The sequence below is a fragment of the Mesorhizobium sp. BR1-1-3 genome, from assembly GCF_020165455.1.
GTDB classification, from domain to species: domain Bacteria; phylum Pseudomonadota; class Alphaproteobacteria; order Rhizobiales; family Rhizobiaceae; genus Mesorhizobium; species Mesorhizobium ciceri.
Genome location: NZ_JAIUIC010000009.1, coordinates 182,567 through 198,401, shown reverse-complemented (window position 1 = coordinate 198,401; position 15,835 = coordinate 182,567). Strand labels below are relative to the sequence as shown.

Annotated in this window: 14 protein-coding genes and 1 other RNA gene; 7 read left to right on the top strand and 8 right to left on the bottom strand. The window is 63.2% G+C overall.

Annotation, left to right across the window (positions count from 1 at the left end; genetic code table 11):
- Window positions 1-50 precede the first annotated feature (50 nt).
- Window positions 51-572, top strand: coding sequence for a hypothetical protein (locus LB559_RS21005; protein WP_013531009.1), 522 nt, complete (start codon window positions 51-53; stop codon window positions 570-572).
- Between the two features lie 41 nt (window positions 573-613).
- On the opposite strand, the gene LB559_RS21000 is transcribed toward LB559_RS21005, so the two are convergent.
- A complete protein-coding gene (locus LB559_RS21000; protein WP_224674888.1) occupies window positions 614-1,597 on the bottom strand; it encodes a Dyp-type peroxidase in 984 nt (327 codons plus the stop codon).
- A 129-nt stretch (window positions 1,598-1,726) separates the two neighbouring features.
- Here LB559_RS21000 and LB559_RS20995 point away from each other — a divergent pair, with 129 nt between their 5' ends.
- Window positions 1,727-5,680 (top strand): AsmA family protein, encoded by a 3,954-nt coding sequence (locus LB559_RS20995; protein ID WP_224674887.1) that lies wholly within the window; start codon window positions 1,727-1,729, stop codon window positions 5,678-5,680.
- Window positions 5,681-5,687: 7 nt separating this feature from the next.
- Here the strand turns inward: LB559_RS20995 and LB559_RS20990 are convergent, their stop codons facing one another.
- Entirely contained in the window at window positions 5,688-6,125 is a 438-nt protein-coding gene (locus LB559_RS20990) for a MarR family winged helix-turn-helix transcriptional regulator (RefSeq protein WP_224674886.1), read from the bottom strand.
- A 154-nt stretch (window positions 6,126-6,279) separates the two neighbouring features.
- Between LB559_RS20990 and LB559_RS20985 the strand changes: the two genes are divergently transcribed.
- Window positions 6,280-8,082: a chloride channel protein gene (locus tag LB559_RS20985; RefSeq protein ID WP_013531013.1), complete on the top strand. Its 1,803-nt coding sequence runs from the start codon at window positions 6,280-6,282 to the stop codon at window positions 8,080-8,082.
- Here LB559_RS20985 and LB559_RS20980 read toward each other — a convergent pair.
- The 4 genes from LB559_RS20980 to LB559_RS20965 form a co-directional block, all read right to left on the bottom strand.
- Window positions 8,079-8,303 carry a ribbon-helix-helix domain-containing protein gene (locus LB559_RS20980; RefSeq protein ID WP_013531014.1) on the bottom strand — a complete coding sequence of 75 codons (225 nt, stop codon included), beginning with the start codon at window positions 8,301-8,303 and terminating at the stop codon, window positions 8,079-8,081. The two genes, LB559_RS20985 and LB559_RS20980, sit on opposite strands and share 4 nt — an antisense overlap.
- Window positions 8,300-8,497, bottom strand: coding sequence for a DUF4169 family protein (locus LB559_RS20975; RefSeq protein WP_024501426.1), 198 nt, complete (start codon window positions 8,495-8,497; stop codon window positions 8,300-8,302). Before LB559_RS20975 ends, LB559_RS20980 begins: the two co-directional genes overlap by 4 nt.
- Before the next feature lie 16 nt (window positions 8,498-8,513).
- Window positions 8,514-9,050: an SspB family protein gene (locus LB559_RS20970; RefSeq protein ID WP_013531016.1), complete on the bottom strand. Its 537-nt coding sequence runs from the start codon at window positions 9,048-9,050 to the stop codon at window positions 8,514-8,516.
- A 118-nt stretch (window positions 9,051-9,168) separates the two neighbouring features.
- The gene (locus LB559_RS20965) at window positions 9,169-9,858 is read right to left on the bottom strand and encodes a TetR/AcrR family transcriptional regulator (RefSeq protein ID WP_013531017.1); all 690 of its coding nucleotides are present in this window, start codon (window positions 9,856-9,858) and stop codon (window positions 9,169-9,171) included.
- A gap of 188 nt (window positions 9,859-10,046) precedes the next feature.
- Here LB559_RS20965 and LB559_RS20960 point away from each other — a divergent pair, with 188 nt between their 5' ends.
- The gene (locus tag LB559_RS20960; protein WP_063168284.1) at window positions 10,047-11,252 is read left to right on the top strand and encodes a multidrug effflux MFS transporter; all 1,206 of its coding nucleotides are present in this window, start codon (window positions 10,047-10,049) and stop codon (window positions 11,250-11,252) included.
- A gap of 297 nt (window positions 11,253-11,549) precedes the next feature.
- On the top strand, window positions 11,550-13,334 hold the full coding sequence (locus LB559_RS20955) for an acetolactate synthase 3 large subunit (protein ID WP_224674885.1): 1,785 nt from the start codon (window positions 11,550-11,552) through the stop codon (window positions 13,332-13,334).
- A 64-nt stretch (window positions 13,335-13,398) separates the two neighbouring features.
- Here the strand turns inward: LB559_RS20955 and LB559_RS20950 are convergent, their stop codons facing one another.
- Window positions 13,399-13,950 carry an AAA family ATPase gene (locus LB559_RS20950; protein ID WP_224674916.1) on the bottom strand — a complete coding sequence of 184 codons (552 nt, stop codon included), beginning with the start codon at window positions 13,948-13,950 and terminating at the stop codon, window positions 13,399-13,401.
- An 86-nt stretch (window positions 13,951-14,036) separates the two neighbouring features.
- Window positions 14,037-14,396, bottom strand: a transfer-messenger RNA (tmRNA) gene (gene ssrA, locus LB559_RS20945).
- Window positions 14,397-14,564: 168 nt separating this feature from the next.
- Between ssrA and LB559_RS20940 the strand changes: the two genes are divergently transcribed.
- Together LB559_RS20940 and LB559_RS20935 are read left to right on the top strand one after the other, a co-directional pair.
- The gene (locus tag LB559_RS20940; RefSeq protein ID WP_013531020.1) at window positions 14,565-14,876 is read left to right on the top strand and encodes a DUF2853 family protein; all 312 of its coding nucleotides are present in this window, start codon (window positions 14,565-14,567) and stop codon (window positions 14,874-14,876) included.
- A gap of 160 nt (window positions 14,877-15,036) precedes the next feature.
- The gene (locus tag LB559_RS20935) at window positions 15,037-15,831 is read left to right on the top strand and encodes a thymidylate synthase (protein WP_024501420.1); all 795 of its coding nucleotides are present in this window, start codon (window positions 15,037-15,039) and stop codon (window positions 15,829-15,831) included.
- The last annotated feature ends 4 nt before the right edge of the window (window positions 15,832-15,835 follow it).

Sequence of the window (15,835 nt, the reverse complement as noted above, 5' to 3'; positions counted from 1 at the left end):
GCCGGTAGCAGGGCCTGAAGCCAACAGGCGTGCCAGCGGAGGAGGATGCCATGGCGATTTCACGCAAGGAAGAAGCGCGCGCGCTGAGTGCCGACGAACACGATCTGGTGGAGAAGTCTCACCATCCGGCGGTGCAGGAGCTCTCCGACGCCGATCTTGCCGGCCTGGTCAAGCTGTTGCGGGAGCGGCGCGACAAGGCGCAGACCGAAGCACACCGCCGCCGGCGTGAGATCCGGGGCAAGGGCGCGGCGAAGGGCGCTACGCCTTCGAAGGCTGATGGCGGGTCGCAGCTCAAGCTTGCGGTGCTGGCCATGGCCATGCGGCGCCTGAATGGCGAGGCCGAGCGGCGCCGGCAACTGGCCGCCAGCGTTTCGCTGATCGAGAATGCGCGCAAGGCATTGGTGATGAAGCAAGGGGCGGCATCGGACGGCCCCGCCTTCAACTCGCGCACCGCGCGCAGGGGTATGCGGCCGGTGGCGAACCAGAGGGCGCCGGATCTGGTCCGGCCAATGGAACTCGGCCGGCAGCGCAGGGCGGCCAAGGTGGCACAGGCAAAGCGCGACGCACGCTGAATTCGCGGTGATCGCGGGCTGAAATCGTTGAGGACGCCTGCCTACCGTGCGGCAGGCTTCGCCTGTCCGCCCTCGACAAGCGTCTGCAGCATGGGGCGGGTTGGCGCGAAAAATGTCGTGCCGGTGTGCGGCGTGGAGAAATCGAGCAGGCGGTCGTAGGCGCCCGGCGGCTCGCCGACATACATGCGCTGCAGCATTTTTTCGGTGACCCAAAGATATCTGGAATAGCCGATGAAGTAGGTGCCGAACTCGTTCTGCCCCGGCCTGCCGAACGGCATGTTGTCGCGCAAAATGTCGTACTCGTTGCCGGCGGCATCCTCGATGGTGGCCAGCGACTTGTGCGATTTGCGCGGCGCATCGTCATCGTCGATTTCGATGTTGTCGATCTTGGTGCGGCCGATGATCGCTTCCTGCTCGGGCGTCGGAATGCGCGCCCAGGCCTGCATGTCGTGGAGATATTTCTGGACGACGACATAGCTGCCGCCGGCGAAGTCGGCGTCTTCATCGCCGACAAGCGCAGAGGCGGGCAAGTCGAGGCCGGTCGGGTTGGCGGTCCCGTCGACGAAGCCGAGCAGGTCGCGCGCATCGAAATAGCGAAAGCCGGAAACCTCATCGATGACGCTTACGCCGTCACCGAGATTGTCGAGCAGGATGCGCTCGAACTCGAAGCACATGTCGGGTCGCTCGGAGCGGATGTGGAAGAGAAGATCGCCGGCGGTCGAAGGCGCCGAATGAACGGCACCCTTGATCGGCGCGAACGGTTTCAGTTCCAGCGGCCGCCGGTCTGGAGAGAGACGATCCCAGAGATCGCGGCCGATGCCGGCGATGCACGACAGCCGCCCGGAAAGGTCGCGGAATCCGACATTTTTGACGAGATCGTCGAGCCCGCCGAGCACGGAGGCAACCTTGGCGAGCGCGCTCTGCCCACTGGCGACGGCGACGACAAGAAAGACCGCCGAAAGCGACAGCGGAGCGTCGACACTTTGCGCATCGATCGGCACGCGATCCCAGTTCTTGCCCGACATCCGATTTCTCCGCTTCGCCGGGATTTGTTTCAGATCACCGGAGATCGCGCAACTGGATGAATTGCCTCTTTATCGACACGCGGATGCGGGTAGAGTGCGGCGGAAATTCAACCAACCTGTTCGGAGCTGATGCTCGCACGCCTGTTCGTGATCTTCGGTGGCCTGTTCGTGCTGGTGCTGTGTGCGGCGCTGGTGGTGCCGTATTTTATCGACTGGACCGGCTACCGCGCCGACTTCGAGCGCGAGGCGAGCGCCATTCTCGGCCGTAAGGTGACCGTGCAGGGCGACGCCACGGCAAGGCTGTTGCCGTTTCCCTCGGTGACCTTCTCGAATGTCGCCGTCGCCGGCGGCCCCAACGGCCAGCCGGCCATGACGGTCGAGACGTTTTCAATGGACGCGGAACTGGCGCCCTTCCTGCGCGGTGAAGTGCTGATCTTCGACATGCGGCTGGTGCGGCCGAAAGCGACCATCAATATCGCCAATGACGGCACGGTCGACTGGGCGATGCGGCCGTCCTCGCCCTTCGACCCCAGCCAGATCTCGATCGAGAAGCTGACGGTGACGGAGGGTCAGATCGAAGTTCGCCATGCCGCTGGCGGGCGCAGCCATCTGTTTTCCGAGATCAATTCGACCGTCTCGGCCAAGTCGCTGGCCGGCCCATGGCGCATGGACGGCACGCTGCGGCTGGACGGGTTGCGCACCGCGGTCACCGCGTCCACCGGCAAGGCCGAAGGCTCAGGACAGATGCGGTTTCGGCTGAAGGCCGATCCGGACGCGTATCCGCTGGTCATCGAGACCGACGGCAATGCCGGCATCGTCAATGGAGCCGCCGTCTACTCCGGCCAGTTCAAGATTTCCGGTGCCGACAAGAACAGCGCCGAGCTGCGCGGCACCGATGGCGAGACGGTGAAAGTCTCGGCCGGTAAGCCCGATCCGGGCTTTCGGCTGAACGGCAAATTTTCGCTCGACCACCAGAAACTCGGGGTCGACGAATTCCGCTTCGAGACCGGGCCGCTCGACAACCCCTACACCGCCGATGGCAAGGCTTCTGTCGATCTCGGGCTGAAACCGAGTTTCGCCATCGAGGCCAATGGCGCGCAGGTGCAGTTCGACGAGGCGGTGGGCGCCGAAGCCGGCGCCGGCCTGACGCTGGACCAGCGCATCGCGGCGTTCGAGCAAGCGCTGCTCGATATGCCGAAGCCGACCATCCCCGGCACGGTCGAGGTCAAGCTGCCGGCGGTGGTGGTCGGCGACACCACGGTGCGCGACGTGCATCTTTCCGCCGAGCCGGTCGATGGCGGCTGGTCGGTGAAATCGCTTGCCGCGACCTTGCCCGGCCGCACCACGCTGGAAGCGGATGGCATGCTCGTGCTCAATTTGGAGGGTCATTTCGGCTTCAACGGCTCGCTGCTGCTGGCCGTGGCCCAACCTTCCGGCTTTGCCGCCTGGCTGTCGAAGGATGTCGACGAGGCGATCCGCCGCCTGCCGGCCGCCGGCTTCAAGGCCAAGGTCGACCTCTCGCAGAAGCGCCAGGCCTTCAGCGATCTCGAACTGATCCTGGGCAAGGCGAAGTTTTCCGGCCGCATCGATTCCAGCCAGCCCGACGATGCCAAGCCCTCGGTGCTGATGCGGCTTGAAGGCGGTGATCTCGATGTCGACGGGCTGGCGGCCTTCGCCTCGATCTTCGTCAGCGACAAGGGCGCCAATCGCTTTGCCGACCGCGACCTCGATTTCCAGATCAAGGCCGGGCCGGTCAACGCCGGCGGGTTGACCGCCGACACGGTCGACACGGCGCTCAGGCTGCGCGACGGGCTGCTCGAAATCGACCGGCTTTCGGTGGGCGGGCTGGCCGGCGCCTCGATCAGCGCCACGGGCCGGATCAAGGATTTCCCCGCGAGCCCGACCGGCAAGCTCGATGCGTCGGTGGTTGCCGTCGATCTGAAGCCGCTGATCGATGTCGCCGCCCAGCACTATCCCGACAGTGCCGTGCTCAGGGGACTGTCGAGCCGTGCTGCTGCCTATCCCGAGCTGTTCCAGGATGCGCGCATCGACCTGGTGGCGAGTGCAGCCGACAATGGCGACGGCACCACAGGCCTGGCGGTGAGCGGGCAAGGCAAGGCGGGCGGCTCGGCCTTTTCGGCGTCGCTGTCGGGGAAGGGGGCGGTGGACAAGCTTCTCGAAGCGCCGGTGGCGCTGACCTTCAACGCCAAGAATCCCGATGCCACCGCGCTGCTGGCGCTCTATGGCCTGCCGGCGCTGCCGCTCGGCATGCTGGGCGAGGCAAACACCGATATTCAGGCCAAGGGCACGTTTGGCGGCGGCCTGGCGACGAATTTCAGCCTTGCCGGCAATGACTTCAAGGCCGGTTTCGAGGGAACGATCGCCGACACGCAGCAAGGCCTCGCCGCCAAGGGCAAGCTCAGCCTCGATGCCGCCGACATCGAGCCATGGCTGATGACGTCGGGCATCGGCCTGCCAGGCATGGGGGCGGGCATGTCGACGTCGCTCGCCGCGCAGGGCGACTACGGCAACGGCCTGCTGGTGCTGGACGAACTCAGCGGCGCCATCAACGAAGCGGCGGTGTCCGGCGACGTCAATATCGATGTAAAGGACGGCGTGCCACATCTGGCCGGGGCGCTGGCGCTCGACGAACTCGACCTCGATCCCCTGGCGGTGGCGCTGTTCGGCGACTCCGCCTTTCTTGCCGACAAGGAGGGCGCAGCCAAAGACCGGGCAGGCAAGGGTGGCGTGTGGCCGGCGACGCCGTTCAGCCAGAAATCCAGCCTGCCATTCACCGCCGACCTCGACCTGACGACGGCAGCACTGGCCGCCGGCCGGTTCGCCACCGCCTATGACGCCGCCTTTTCGCTCAAGCTCGACCAGGAAGGCATCCGCGTTTCGGATCTCAAGGCGAAGTTGCTGGGCGGAGCGCTGACCGGCCTATTCGAGTTGAAGAACAACAACGGCACCGGGCTGTTCTCTGGCCAGATGAAACTGGCGGGCGCCGATCTGGCGACCGTGCTGCCGGATGCCGGCATCAGCGGCATCGGCGATTTCTCGACGGCGCTGTCAAGCAGCGGCAAATCGGTCGAAGGGATGGTGGCTGCCTTGTCAGGCTCCGGAACTGCGGCGTTGAAGGGCGTGAAAGTTGCTGGCCTCAATCCAGATGCGTTCAGTGCGTTCCTCGCCAAGGCGGATGCGATCGGGCGCGACATCGATGCGGCCAAGACCGCCGGCTTCGCGCCCGAGATCGCCGCTGATGGCAGTTTTGCCGCTGGCGATGCCGACATAGCCTTCACGGTTGCCGGCGGCACGCTGCGGGCGCCGCCGGTCAGCCTGGAAAATCCAGCGGCGACCTTGTCCGCCGACATCACGGCGGATCTCAACGCGGCCACGGTGTCGGCCAAGGGTGCGATCACTTATCAGCCTGGCGACGAGGCGCTGGTCGGCTCCGAGCCGGTTGTGAATTTCACCGCCGAGGGGCCGTTCGGCGCGGTCAAACGAGCATTCGACAGTGAGCCGCTGGCGCAGTTCCTGACCCAGCGCGCGCTGGAGAAGGAGCAGCAGCGCGTCGAGGCGATGCAGGCCGCGCTGCTCGAGAAGCAGCGGCTGCGGCGCGAAGTGCGCTATTACGCTGCGCTGCAGGATGCTCGCGACAAGGCGGCCGAGGAATTGCGCCGGCAGGAGGAAGCAGCGCGGCTCAAAGCCGAAGCTGACGCCAAGGCCAAGGCCGAAGCGGATGCACAGGCTCAGGCTGAGGCGGACGCAAAGGCTCAGGCCGATGCGGAGGCGAAAGCCAAGGCGGACGCAGATGCCAAAGCCAAGGCCGATGCGAAGGCGGCTGCCGAAAAGCAGGCCGCCGACGAGGCCGCCAAGGCGCAGACCGAGCAGGAGCGGCAGAAGGCGGAAGAGGCGATGCGTATTGCCTCGCAGGAAAAGGCAAGGCTCGAAGCCGAACGCAAGGCCGCGCAGCCTCCGAAGGTGGAACGGGCGCCGCTGCCGCAGGCCAACGACAATCCGCCGCCGGCCAAGCCGAAGTCCAATCCGTTCACGATCGACAATCTGCTGAAGTCGCTGCAGTAGTAGTCGATTACCCGTGGTCTCGATCGAGCAGCCGCCGCAGCATCGGTTCGATACGTGACAGTTCGTCGAGATGCGCCGCCGACAGCTCGGCCAGGCAATCGTCGGCGCGCTCGGTCAGTTGCAGCAGCACGCGGCGATGGTCGTCCTTGTCCTGATCCCTTGTGACCAGCCCTGCCTCGCCGAGACGGTTGACCAGTTCGACGGCGCTGTGGTGGCGGATGCGCAGGCGTTCCGCGAGATCGCCAACCGTCACCGGGCCGCCGCCGGGGAATCCCTTGATCGCCAGCAGCGCCTGATGCTGGCGCGGGGTCAGGCCGGCGTCTTCCGCCTGGACCTGGCTGAATTCGAGGAACCGGCGGATCAGGTAGCGAAACTCCGACAGCCGCTGGTAATCGGCCTGGCTGATGGCGGGACGTTGTTCTCGTGGCTGCGACATATCAGACATGTGTTCGTTTTCCGGCGAAAGCTCAAACGGATTTCGGGCGAAACCGGCTTGAATATTTATATCGTGTTACGATACATAGCCACCGACAAACCCGGCTGGCCGCTTCGACCGTGCCGCATCCCAGACATACGGCCGCCGCCAGGAAGCAACTGCCATGAAGACCCATCATTCGAACCCGGAGCACCTGCGCGATTTCACCACGGATCCCAGGGTGCTGCTCGTCGCCGCCATTGCCGTGGTGGTGGCGACAGCCGGGCTGTTTGCCGGCATCGCGCTTTTGAAGCTGATCCGGCTTGCCACCAACATTGCCTATTTCGGCCAGTTCTCGCTTGCCGACCTGAAGCTCGAGAACACGCCGCTTGGGCTTGCCGCCGTCCTCGTTCCGGTGATCGGTGCGCTGATCATCGGCCTGATGGCGCGCTATGGCAGCGAGAAGATCCGCGGCCACGGCATTCCCGAAGCCATCGAGGCGATCCTGCTCGGGCGCTCGAAACTCGACGCCAAGGTGGCGATCCTGAAGCCGCTGTCGTCGGCGATCTCGATCGGTTCCGGCGGACCGTTCGGCGCGGAAGGACCGATCATCATGACAGGCGGCGCGATCGGCTCGCTGATCGCGCAGATGCTGCCGGTCAGCGACAACGAGCGCAAGACCCTGCTGGTGGCTGGTGCGGCAGCGGGCATGACCACGGTGTTCGGAACACCGATCGCCGCCATCATGCTGGCGGTCGAACTGCTGCTATTCGAATGGACCCCGCGCAGCTTCATTCCGGTGGCGGTCGCGGCTGTTATCGCCGAGGTCGAGCGCACCATGCTGCATCTGCCCGGGCCGATCTTTCCGTTTCAGGGCGGCATGGAGGTGTCTTTTGTCGGCCTTGCCGGCTGGGTGGCGATCGGCGTTTGTGCAGGACTTCTGTCGGGACTGCTGACGCAGATGGTCTATGCCTGCGAGGACGGTTTTCAGAAGCTGCCGATCCACTGGATGTGGTGGCCGATGCTTGGCGGCCTGGTGGTCGGCATAGGCGGGCTGATCGAACCGCACGCGCTCGGTGTCGGCTATGACAACATCACCGACATGCTGGATGGCCGCACCGTCGCGACGGCGGCACTCCTGCTGCTGGTGGTCAAGGCGATCATCTGGTCGGTAGCGCTCGGCTCGGGAACGTCGGGAGGTGTGCTGGCGCCGCTGTTGATCATGGGCGGGGCTATGGGCGCTGTGCTCGCCGGCGTTCTGCCTGCCGCGGATCCGGGTTTCTGGGCGCTGCTGGCAATGGCCGCCACCATGGGCGGCACGATGCGCGCGCCGCTGACCGCCACGTTCTTCGCCGTCGAACTGACCGGCAACACACATATGCTGGTGCCGCTGATTGCCGCCTGCGCCGCGGCGCATGCCGTGACCGTGCTTCTGATGAAGCGTTCGATCCTGACCGAAAAGATCGCCAGAAGGGGACACCATCTGGTTCGCGAATACCGTGTCGACCCTTTCGCCCTGACCAGGGTGCGCGAGGTGATGACGTCGCAGGTCGAAAGCGTGCCGGCGACGATGACGCTGCATGGCGCAGCAGCCTTCCTGACGGCGCCGGAAACACGGCATCCGAGTTTCCCGGTGGTCGACGAGAACGGTCAGGTGCTGGGCCTCATCGATCCGCCGGCGATATTGCGCTGGAGACGCGCCGGCACGCACCGCACCACCACGCTTGGCGCGTTGCTGGCCGGCAGCAAGGTGACGCTGGCCTATCCGGACGAATATCTCGAAGGCCTCTCCGACAAGCTGCTGATGGCCAACGTCTCCCATCTGCCCGTCGTCACTCGCGAAGGCTCGTTGCTGGTCGGCTATGTCGGCTGGAAGGATTTGATGCGCGTGCGGTCCAGGAAACAGGCCGAGGAGCGCGAGCGTTCGACCTTGCTTGGCTTCGGCACCAGACGCAGGAAAAAGGACGACGCGGTCGAAAGCCTTTAGATACTCTCTCCTCGCTTCGCCCACTCCAGCACATGGAGCCTCAACGCCGAGGACAGGTTGGTGTCGCGGGGCCGCGTCTCGTCGACTTCGGCGACAAGAGCAGCGAGCGTCAGCTCTCTGGTCGCCGCGATCGCGACGAGGTCGTCATAAAAGGGCTTTTCAAGCGAGTAGCTGGTGCGGTGGCCGCGAATGGTCACCGAACGCTTTTCGACCGGGCTCATTGACGGCCGGGGTCGCCGGGCTTTTCACGACGATGCCCGGCAACGAATTTTTCGCTCTTGTCGGCGGCGACGCGATCGCGTTCCTTTTCGGCCTTGGAGCGGCCGTGCAGGGCGCGGTTCTGTTCGGCGGCGCGCAGCTTTTCATCCCGCGCCTTTTGCTTGCGGGCCTGGCGGAGATTGACGATTTCGGCCACGGCGTAAGTCGCCGGCCTATTTCTTGCGGAAGGCGTCGAGCGAGACCACTTCGGCGCCCTTGGTGGCGGCGTCCGCGGCCGCGGGCTTCTTCTCCGCCTCCGCGGCGGCCTTCTTCTCGGCCTTCGGCTTTTTCTCGGAGACGATGGTCAACGGCTCCGGAGTTGGCGCAGCCGGTTCATCGGCTGCCGCACCATCCGTCTTGACGTCGAATTCGAGTTCGAAATTGACCGAGGGATCATAGAAGCCGCGCACGGCCGAGAACGGGATTTCGAGTTTTTCCGGCACATCGGAGAAGGACAGGCCAACCTCGAAGCCGGTATCGGTCACCTTCAGGTCCCAATACTGGAACTGAATGACGATGGTCATCTGCTCGGGATAGCGCTCGCGCAGCCGCGAAGACACGCGTACGCCCGGCGCGCCGGTCAGGAAGGTGATGAAGAAGTGGTGGTTGCCGGGGAGGCCGGTGCGCGCGACCTCGGCCAGGACCTTGCGCATGACGCCGCGCAACGCCTCCTGGGCCAGAATGTCGTAGCGGATGTGGTCGTCGGCCATGTGGCGGTCGGGTTCCGTTGAATCGTCCGCATAGCTGTAATCAAGCTTGAGCGCGGCGTAAACCGCATATAGATCACCCTCGCGCGGAAGCGAAGACTATTGCCAGCGATTTGATCGCTCAGGCGCTGGCGAGCGCGCTTTGCTTTTCGGACGATGCCGCGGAGCGGCGCTTGCCGAAGGCGCGCAGGAAGGTGCGCACGCCATTGGTCGCGGATTGCAGCACCTCGTCCTCGCGCGGCGAGCCGCCAAGCATGAAGGTGGTCTGCAGTTCGGCATTGACGAGGCCAAGGAACTGGCGTGCCGCCACGTCCGGGTCCTCGATCGTGAGATAGCCGCCATAGGCGAGGCGGGCGAAGCGGGCGGCGATTGCCGGCCATGTCCTGCCCGGTCCCTGTTCGCGCCATTCGGCAAACAGTTCGGGATAGCGCTCGCCTTCGGTCTGGATCAGCTTGCGCAGGAATTTTCCATCGCGGTTGCAGATGCAATTCTGATTCAAGCGCACCGCAAAGCCGATCAGGTCGGCTTCGAGATCCCCCGGCTGATCGGGGAAGGTGGCAATGGTGGCGAAGATTCCGGCATTGCAACGTTCGGTCAGATCACGGACCACAGCGACGAACAGTTTTTCCTTGTCGCCGTGATGGTTGTAGATGGTCTGGCGCGAGACGCCGGCTTCGGCGGCGATCAGGTCGATATTGGCGCCGGCGAAACCTTCGCGGCAAAACACGGTGGCGGCGGAGTCGACGATCGACAGGCGCTTGGCCTCATGACCGCGTGGCGGGAAAATGTCAGGAGAAACGTGCAGCTTCATAAAAAACTATATAGAGGTGATTGACGATTTAGACAAGAGTGTCTAAATTTGTGGACACAAGATTAAGAGATTTCGCATGAGAGAGACGAACAGAACTCGCTCTCGATGTGTCGGAATCTCACGGGATGGAACGTCCTAGGTTAGACGCCGCCTGGCGGCGGCAACCAGATTTGAAAGAAGCCTCTATCATGAGTCCCAAATTCCTCCGCATCGCGGTCGTGCTCGGCTTGTTGTCCGCCATCGGCCCGTTCGCCATCGACATGTATCTGCCCGCGCTGCCGTCGATCGGCGCCGATCTGCATGCCGGCACCGCTGCCGTGCAGATGAGCCTGTTGATCTTCTTCCTGTCGATGGGCTTTGGCCAGATCGTCGTCGGGCCGATCTCCGACATGGTCGGCCGCAAGCTGCCGCTCTACGGCGGCCTTGCGCTGTTCATGGTCGGCGGCATCGGTTCGGCAATGGCGCCGACCATCGAATGGCTGATCGCTTTCCGCTTCCTGCAGGGGCTTGGCGCCAGCGCCGGCATGGCCGTTCCGCGCGCCATCGTGCGCGACCTGCATACCGGCAATGAGGCTGCCAAGCTGATGTCCTTGCTGATGCTGGTATTTTCGGTGTCGCCGATCCTGGCGCCGCTGACCGGCAGCGTGATCATCGAGAATTTCGGCTGGCGTGCCGTGTTCTGGACGGTGACGGGCGCGGCTCTGCTGGCCACCATCCTTCTGGCGACCTCGCTCAAGGAGACGCGGCCGGTGGAAGATCGCGCCGGGTCCTCCTTCGGCACCGCGCTGTCGGCCTACCGCTTCCTGATGGGCGACCGTAACTTCCTCGGCCTGACGGCGATTGCCGGCTTCGGCATTGCCAGCTTCTTCGTCTATCTGTCGAGCTCGTCGTTCATCCTGATCGACCATTACGGCCTGTCGCCTTCGGTCTACAGCGTGTTCTTCTCGATCAACGCGGTCGCCTTCATCGGCATGTCGCAGATGACGGGGCTGCTGGCCGAGCGCTTCGGCCTGAGGCGCGTGGTGCGCGTTGCGGTGACCGGCTATGCCACGACGATGGTGGTGCTGTTCGCGGTGATGGCGACGGGCATCGACCGGCTCGACGTGATGGCGGCGCTGCTGTTCGTCGGCTACGGCTTCCTTGGTCTGGTCATTCCGACCACGTCGGTGCTGGCCATGGAAGAGCATGGCCAGATTGCCGGCACGGCGTCAGCGCTGATGGGCACGCTGCATTTCGCCATCGGCGCACTGGCCATGGGTGTTGCCGGCGTGTTCTTCGACGGTACGCCGCTGCCGATGGTGGCCGGCATCACGCTCTGCGCGGTGATTTCCTTCACGCTGGCCAAGGTCACGCTCGGCCGCTCTCGCGAGGCCGTCGAGGCGCCGGCCGAGTAGTAGACTTTCGATGAGAACGAAGGGGCCGGCTCATGCCGGCCTCTTTGCCATTGGGCGCGGACAGTTCCGTCCGAAAGGCGTTGACGACGCCCGGTTTCGGCTGTAGCAGCGATGGTCATGATGATCGCAACGGCTCTCGTGGTGGTAGGAAAGCGCATGGGCAGGATGGTGTAACCATCCGGCGATAGCCACCCATGCGCGGTAAACAGGCTCCTGACGGGGCCTTTTTTTATGCCCGAAATCCGGGCGATGCCCCGTCAATCATCCTCATCACGCAATACACCACGGATCAGAACCATGACGGGCGAGAACCCTATTCAAACCGCGAGCAAGCGCATGACAGGCGCGGAGATCGTTCTCCATGCACTCAGAGACAATGGCGTAGAGCATGTCTTCGGCTATCCTGGCGCCGCCTTGCTGCCGATCTACGACGAGATATTCCAACAGGATGGCATCAAGCATATCCTCGTGCGCCATGAGCAAGGTGCGGGCCATGCCGCCGAAGGCTATGCACGGTCTACGGGCAAGGTCGGTGTCATGCTCGTCACATCCGGTCCAGGCACGACAAATGCGGTAACGCCACTGCAGGATGCGCTTATGGATTCGGTGCCGATCGTCTGCCTGACAGGACAGGTGCCGACAACGCTGATCGGCTCCGATGCCTTTCAGGAATGCGACACGGTCGGCATTACGCGGCCCTGCACCAAGCACAATTCGTTGGTCAAGGACGTCAACGAACTGGCGTCAACGATCCACAGGGCTTTTCACATCGCCAAGTCCGGACGACCGGGACCTGTCCTCGTCGACATGCCAAAGGACGTCCTGTTTGCCACCGGCGTGTACACGCCGCCCTCGGATGCTGCTGCACTGAAGAGCTGTCGGCCGACGGTGGAGAGCGACATCAACGAGATCGGCAAGGCGATAGAGTTGATGGCCAATGCCCGTCGTCCAGTCATTTATACCGGCGGTGGCATCGTCAATTCCGGCATGGAGGCATCGAGACTGCTGCGGGAGCTTGTCGAACTGACTGATTTCCCGATCACTTCGACCCTCATGGGGCTTGGCGCATATCCGGCATCCGGCAAGAACTGGCTGAAAATGGTCGGCCTGCACGGATCGTACGAGGCGAACATGGCCATGCATGAGTGCGACGTTATGCTCTGCATCGGCGCCCGCTTTGACGATCGCGTGACTTCGCGCGTGGAGGCTTTTTCACCGAGCTCAAGGAAGATCCATGTCGATATCGATCCCTCCTCGATCAACAAGACCGTCCGTGCCGACGTCGGCATCCACGGCGATGCCGGCAAGGTGGTGGACAGCCTGGTTCGCTCATGGCGTGCGCTGCCGCAAAACCCTGACAGAAGGCGCCTCGACGAATGGTGGAAAAAGATCGCGCGCTGGCGCGGGCGCAACTCCTTCTCTTACGAGATGAGCAACGAGGTGATCATGCCGCAATATGCGGTCGAGCGTCTCTACGCGCTGACGAAGGATCGCGACACCTACATTACGACCGAAGTTGGCCAGCATCAGATGTGGGCGGCCCAGTTCTACGGTTTCGAAAAGCCGCGTCGCTGGATGACGTCGGGCGGCCTTGGTACGATGGGCTATGGCTTGCCGGCGGCATTGGGCGTGCAGATCGCGCACCCGGAAAGCCTCGTCATCGATATTGCCGGCGACGCATCTGTCCAGATGACGATGAAAGAGATGTCGGCGGCGGTTCAGTACAATGCGCCTATCAAGATATTCATCTTGAACAACTCTTACATGGGCATGGTTCGCCAGTGGCAGCAAATGCTTCACGGAAACCGGCTTGCGCATTCCTATTCCGAAACTTTGCCCGATTTCGTCAAACTGGCTGAAGCGTTCGGTGCGGTCGGCATACGTTGTGAGAAGCCGGCCGACCTCGATGACGCGATTCAGGAAATGATCGATGTAAACCGGCCGGTGCTCTTCGACTGCCGTGTTGCCGAACTCGCCAATTGCCTTCCGATGATCCGGACGGGCAGAGCCCATAATGAGATGCTCTTGCCCGGCGAGACCTTCGCCAGTGCAACCGATGAGATCGGCCAGGGACTGGTATAGACCCCAGAGCGGGATGCATTCGAATTGAATCGTGCATCCCGCTCGATTGCGTCCGACTTCAAGGCTACAGCCCGGTTTGCGCCAGCACGAAGCGCAGCCGCGCCTCGACGGGGGCCAGCGGCAACGGAACCATCTCATAGCCCAGTTCCGTGTAGACGCCGACCAGCGCATGGTGGGTGCGCTCGGCCTCGTCGAGCGTCTGCTTGCGCTCTTTGTCCTGCGCGAAGATCTCCGGCCAAAGCGGGGCGACGAAGACGCGCCGATGATAGCGGAAGCGCTCTGCGGCAGCGTGGGCGTGTTCGGGTATCGGCAGGCCGCTCAGGCTGAGATAGCCGAGCGTGTCCGGAACGCCGCGATCGAAAAAAACAGGACGCCCGGTCTGTTCTTGCGCAATTTGATACGAGCGCATCTCCCATGACAGCATCAACTCGGCGTACAGGGCGCGATCGTGCCAAGGCAAAGCGGGTCCGCCAATGGCGGACTGGTCGCGGATAATGCCGCGGCCGGCTTCCACCGAGGCGGCAAAGCCTGCGTGGCGCAGGGCTTCGATCAGGGTGGTCTTGCCGGATCCGGGACCGCCGGTCAGCACGAAGAATCGATCGGAATCGTTTTGCATGTTTTGTCCATGGCGAGGGAGCACGCGGCAGGGCGCGTTCGCGGCGGAACTGCCGTCGCGCATGCTGGATATCGGAGGAGGGGAGAAGTGGAGGTTTCTGTTGCCAGGTACCTCCGAACCCCGCCTAGAAGTGCGAACCTCTAGGGCTTGATTTGAAGCTATCGCACCGCTTACGCGGCGAGACGTGCTTCCGCATAGTTGTCATTTGCAACTACAGGTTTAGCCCGATGACGGTGGTACCATGCCGGGCAAAAGTACGATCTTTACACCTTCGTCGATCCTATTTCGCCCCCAGCAAAAACCGCTCTGTCGTCAACAGCGGCTTTTGGTGGAGGCGCCGGGTACCGCCCCCGGGTCCGAACGGCTTATTTCATCGCCCATTTATCGCCATAGTCGGTCAAGCCGACAAACCGAATATAGGGGGCGATCGCAGGAAATGAAAGGCCGCAATGGCACTTTGTCCCCGTGTCAAAACCGCAAGTCCGAAGGGTTGACTTGAGCGCGGTCTCAACCGAAGCTTTGCCACGGTGAGGAGTTATCGACATAGCGCACAAGTTGCAGCAGCGCCACAGCCCTCATCGATCGGATCCGTGGCGCCGACGAGGGGAATTTTGATGGCCGACTATCTTGCAGACGTGAAGAAATACGATGCCTCGGCGAGTGCCGACGTGGTCGACAAAATCGTGAAGCATCTTGGCATTGCGCTTCGGAACCGCGATTCCTCGCTGGTGTCTTGCACCGATCCGAAGGAACTGGAGCGCGTCAAGGCTGGCTGGGTTGCCAAGAAGCTCGGCATATCGGACGACAGCAAGGCCGACGCTTCGATCGAGAAGGTCTGCAAGGCGATGGCCGCCGACAATACCAAGAACCGGGTTACCTTCTACTACCTGGTTGCCAAGGACCTGGGTAAGCTCGGCTCCCTCTGACGGCCGCGCTTCAATTCGCCGGGCTGGCGCGGTCCATGCGCCAGCCGGTGATGTTGTTGGGGACTGACTGGCTTCGGGCATGGCTTGCGCGCTGCTTTGTGGTGTTCGATCGCCCGTCTGTCAGTTATGATGGCTGGACAACCGAATCGAGCCGGAACCGATGCGCCAGTATCTCGACCTCCTGCAGCACGTGCTGGACAACGGCGCCGACCGCGGCGACCGCACCGGCACCGGAACGCGCTCCGTCTTCGGCTACCAGATGCGTTTCGACCTGGCGCGCGGCTTTCCTGTCACCACAACCAAGAAGCTGCATCTCAAGTCGATCATCCATGAGCTTCTGTGGTTCCTGGCCGGCGACACCAACATCAAATATCTCACCGACCATGGCGTCTCGATCTGGGACGAATGGGCCGACGAGAATGGCGATCTCGGCCCGGTCTACGGCAAGCAGTGGCGTTCCTGGCCGGACGGCCATGGCGGCTCGATCGACCAGATCGCGAATCTTCTCAAGGAAATACGCAGAAATCCTCAATCGCGGCGGCTGATTGTTTCGGCATGGAACCCAGCCGAGGTGGAAGCGATGGCGCTGCCGCCCTGCCACTGCCTGTTCCAGTTCTATGTTTCGGAAGGGCGGCTTTCCTGCCAACTCTACCAGCGTTCCGCCGATATCTTCCTTGGCGTGCCGTTCAACATCGCGTCCTATGCCCTGCTGACCTTGATGGTGGCGCAGGTGACAGGGCTGAAACCCGGCGATTTCGTCCACACACTTGGCGATGCGCACCTCTACTCGAACCATTTCGAGCAAGCACGCGAACAGCTGCGGCGCACGCCGAGGACGCTGCCGACGATGTGGATCAATCCGGAGGTGAAGGACCTCTTCGCCTTCCGTTTCGAGGATTTCCGGCTGGAAAACTACGTCGCCGACGCGTCGATCAAGGCGCCGATCGCGGTCTAAGGCC

What these genes read in the sequence shown, in the direction of transcription:
- LB559_RS20940 (WP_013531020.1), top strand. Translation starts at nt 14,565, where the DNA reads ATGGCCGACTATCTTGCAGACGTGAAGAAATACGATGCCTCGGCGAGT.
- LB559_RS20990 (WP_224674886.1), bottom strand. Translation starts at nt 6,125, where the DNA reads ATGTCTGATATGTCGCAGCCACGAGAACAACGTCCCGCCATCAGCCAG.
- LB559_RS20960 (WP_063168284.1), top strand. Translation starts at nt 10,047, where the DNA reads ATGAGTCCCAAATTCCTCCGCATCGCGGTCGTGCTCGGCTTGTTGTCC.
- LB559_RS20950 (WP_224674916.1), bottom strand. Translation starts at nt 13,950, where the DNA reads ATGCAAAACGATTCCGATCGATTCTTCGTGCTGACCGGCGGTCCCGGA.
- LB559_RS20980 (WP_013531014.1), bottom strand. Translation starts at nt 8,303, where the DNA reads ATGAGCCCGGTCGAAAAGCGTTCGGTGACCATTCGCGGCCACCGCACC.
- LB559_RS20995 (WP_224674887.1), top strand. Translation starts at nt 1,727, where the DNA reads ATGCTCGCACGCCTGTTCGTGATCTTCGGTGGCCTGTTCGTGCTGGTG.
- LB559_RS20935 (WP_024501420.1), top strand. Translation starts at nt 15,037, where the DNA reads ATGCGCCAGTATCTCGACCTCCTGCAGCACGTGCTGGACAACGGCGCC.
- LB559_RS20970 (WP_013531016.1), bottom strand. Translation starts at nt 9,050, where the DNA reads ATGGCCGACGACCACATCCGCTACGACATTCTGGCCCAGGAGGCGTTG.
- LB559_RS20955 (WP_224674885.1), top strand. Translation starts at nt 11,550, where the DNA reads ATGACGGGCGAGAACCCTATTCAAACCGCGAGCAAGCGCATGACAGGC.
- LB559_RS20985 (WP_013531013.1), top strand. Translation starts at nt 6,280, where the DNA reads ATGAAGACCCATCATTCGAACCCGGAGCACCTGCGCGATTTCACCACG.
- LB559_RS20965 (WP_013531017.1), bottom strand. Translation starts at nt 9,858, where the DNA reads ATGAAGCTGCACGTTTCTCCTGACATTTTCCCGCCACGCGGTCATGAG.
- LB559_RS21000 (WP_224674888.1), bottom strand. Translation starts at nt 1,597, where the DNA reads ATGTCGGGCAAGAACTGGGATCGCGTGCCGATCGATGCGCAAAGTGTC.
- LB559_RS21005 (WP_013531009.1), top strand. Translation starts at nt 51, where the DNA reads ATGGCGATTTCACGCAAGGAAGAAGCGCGCGCGCTGAGTGCCGACGAA.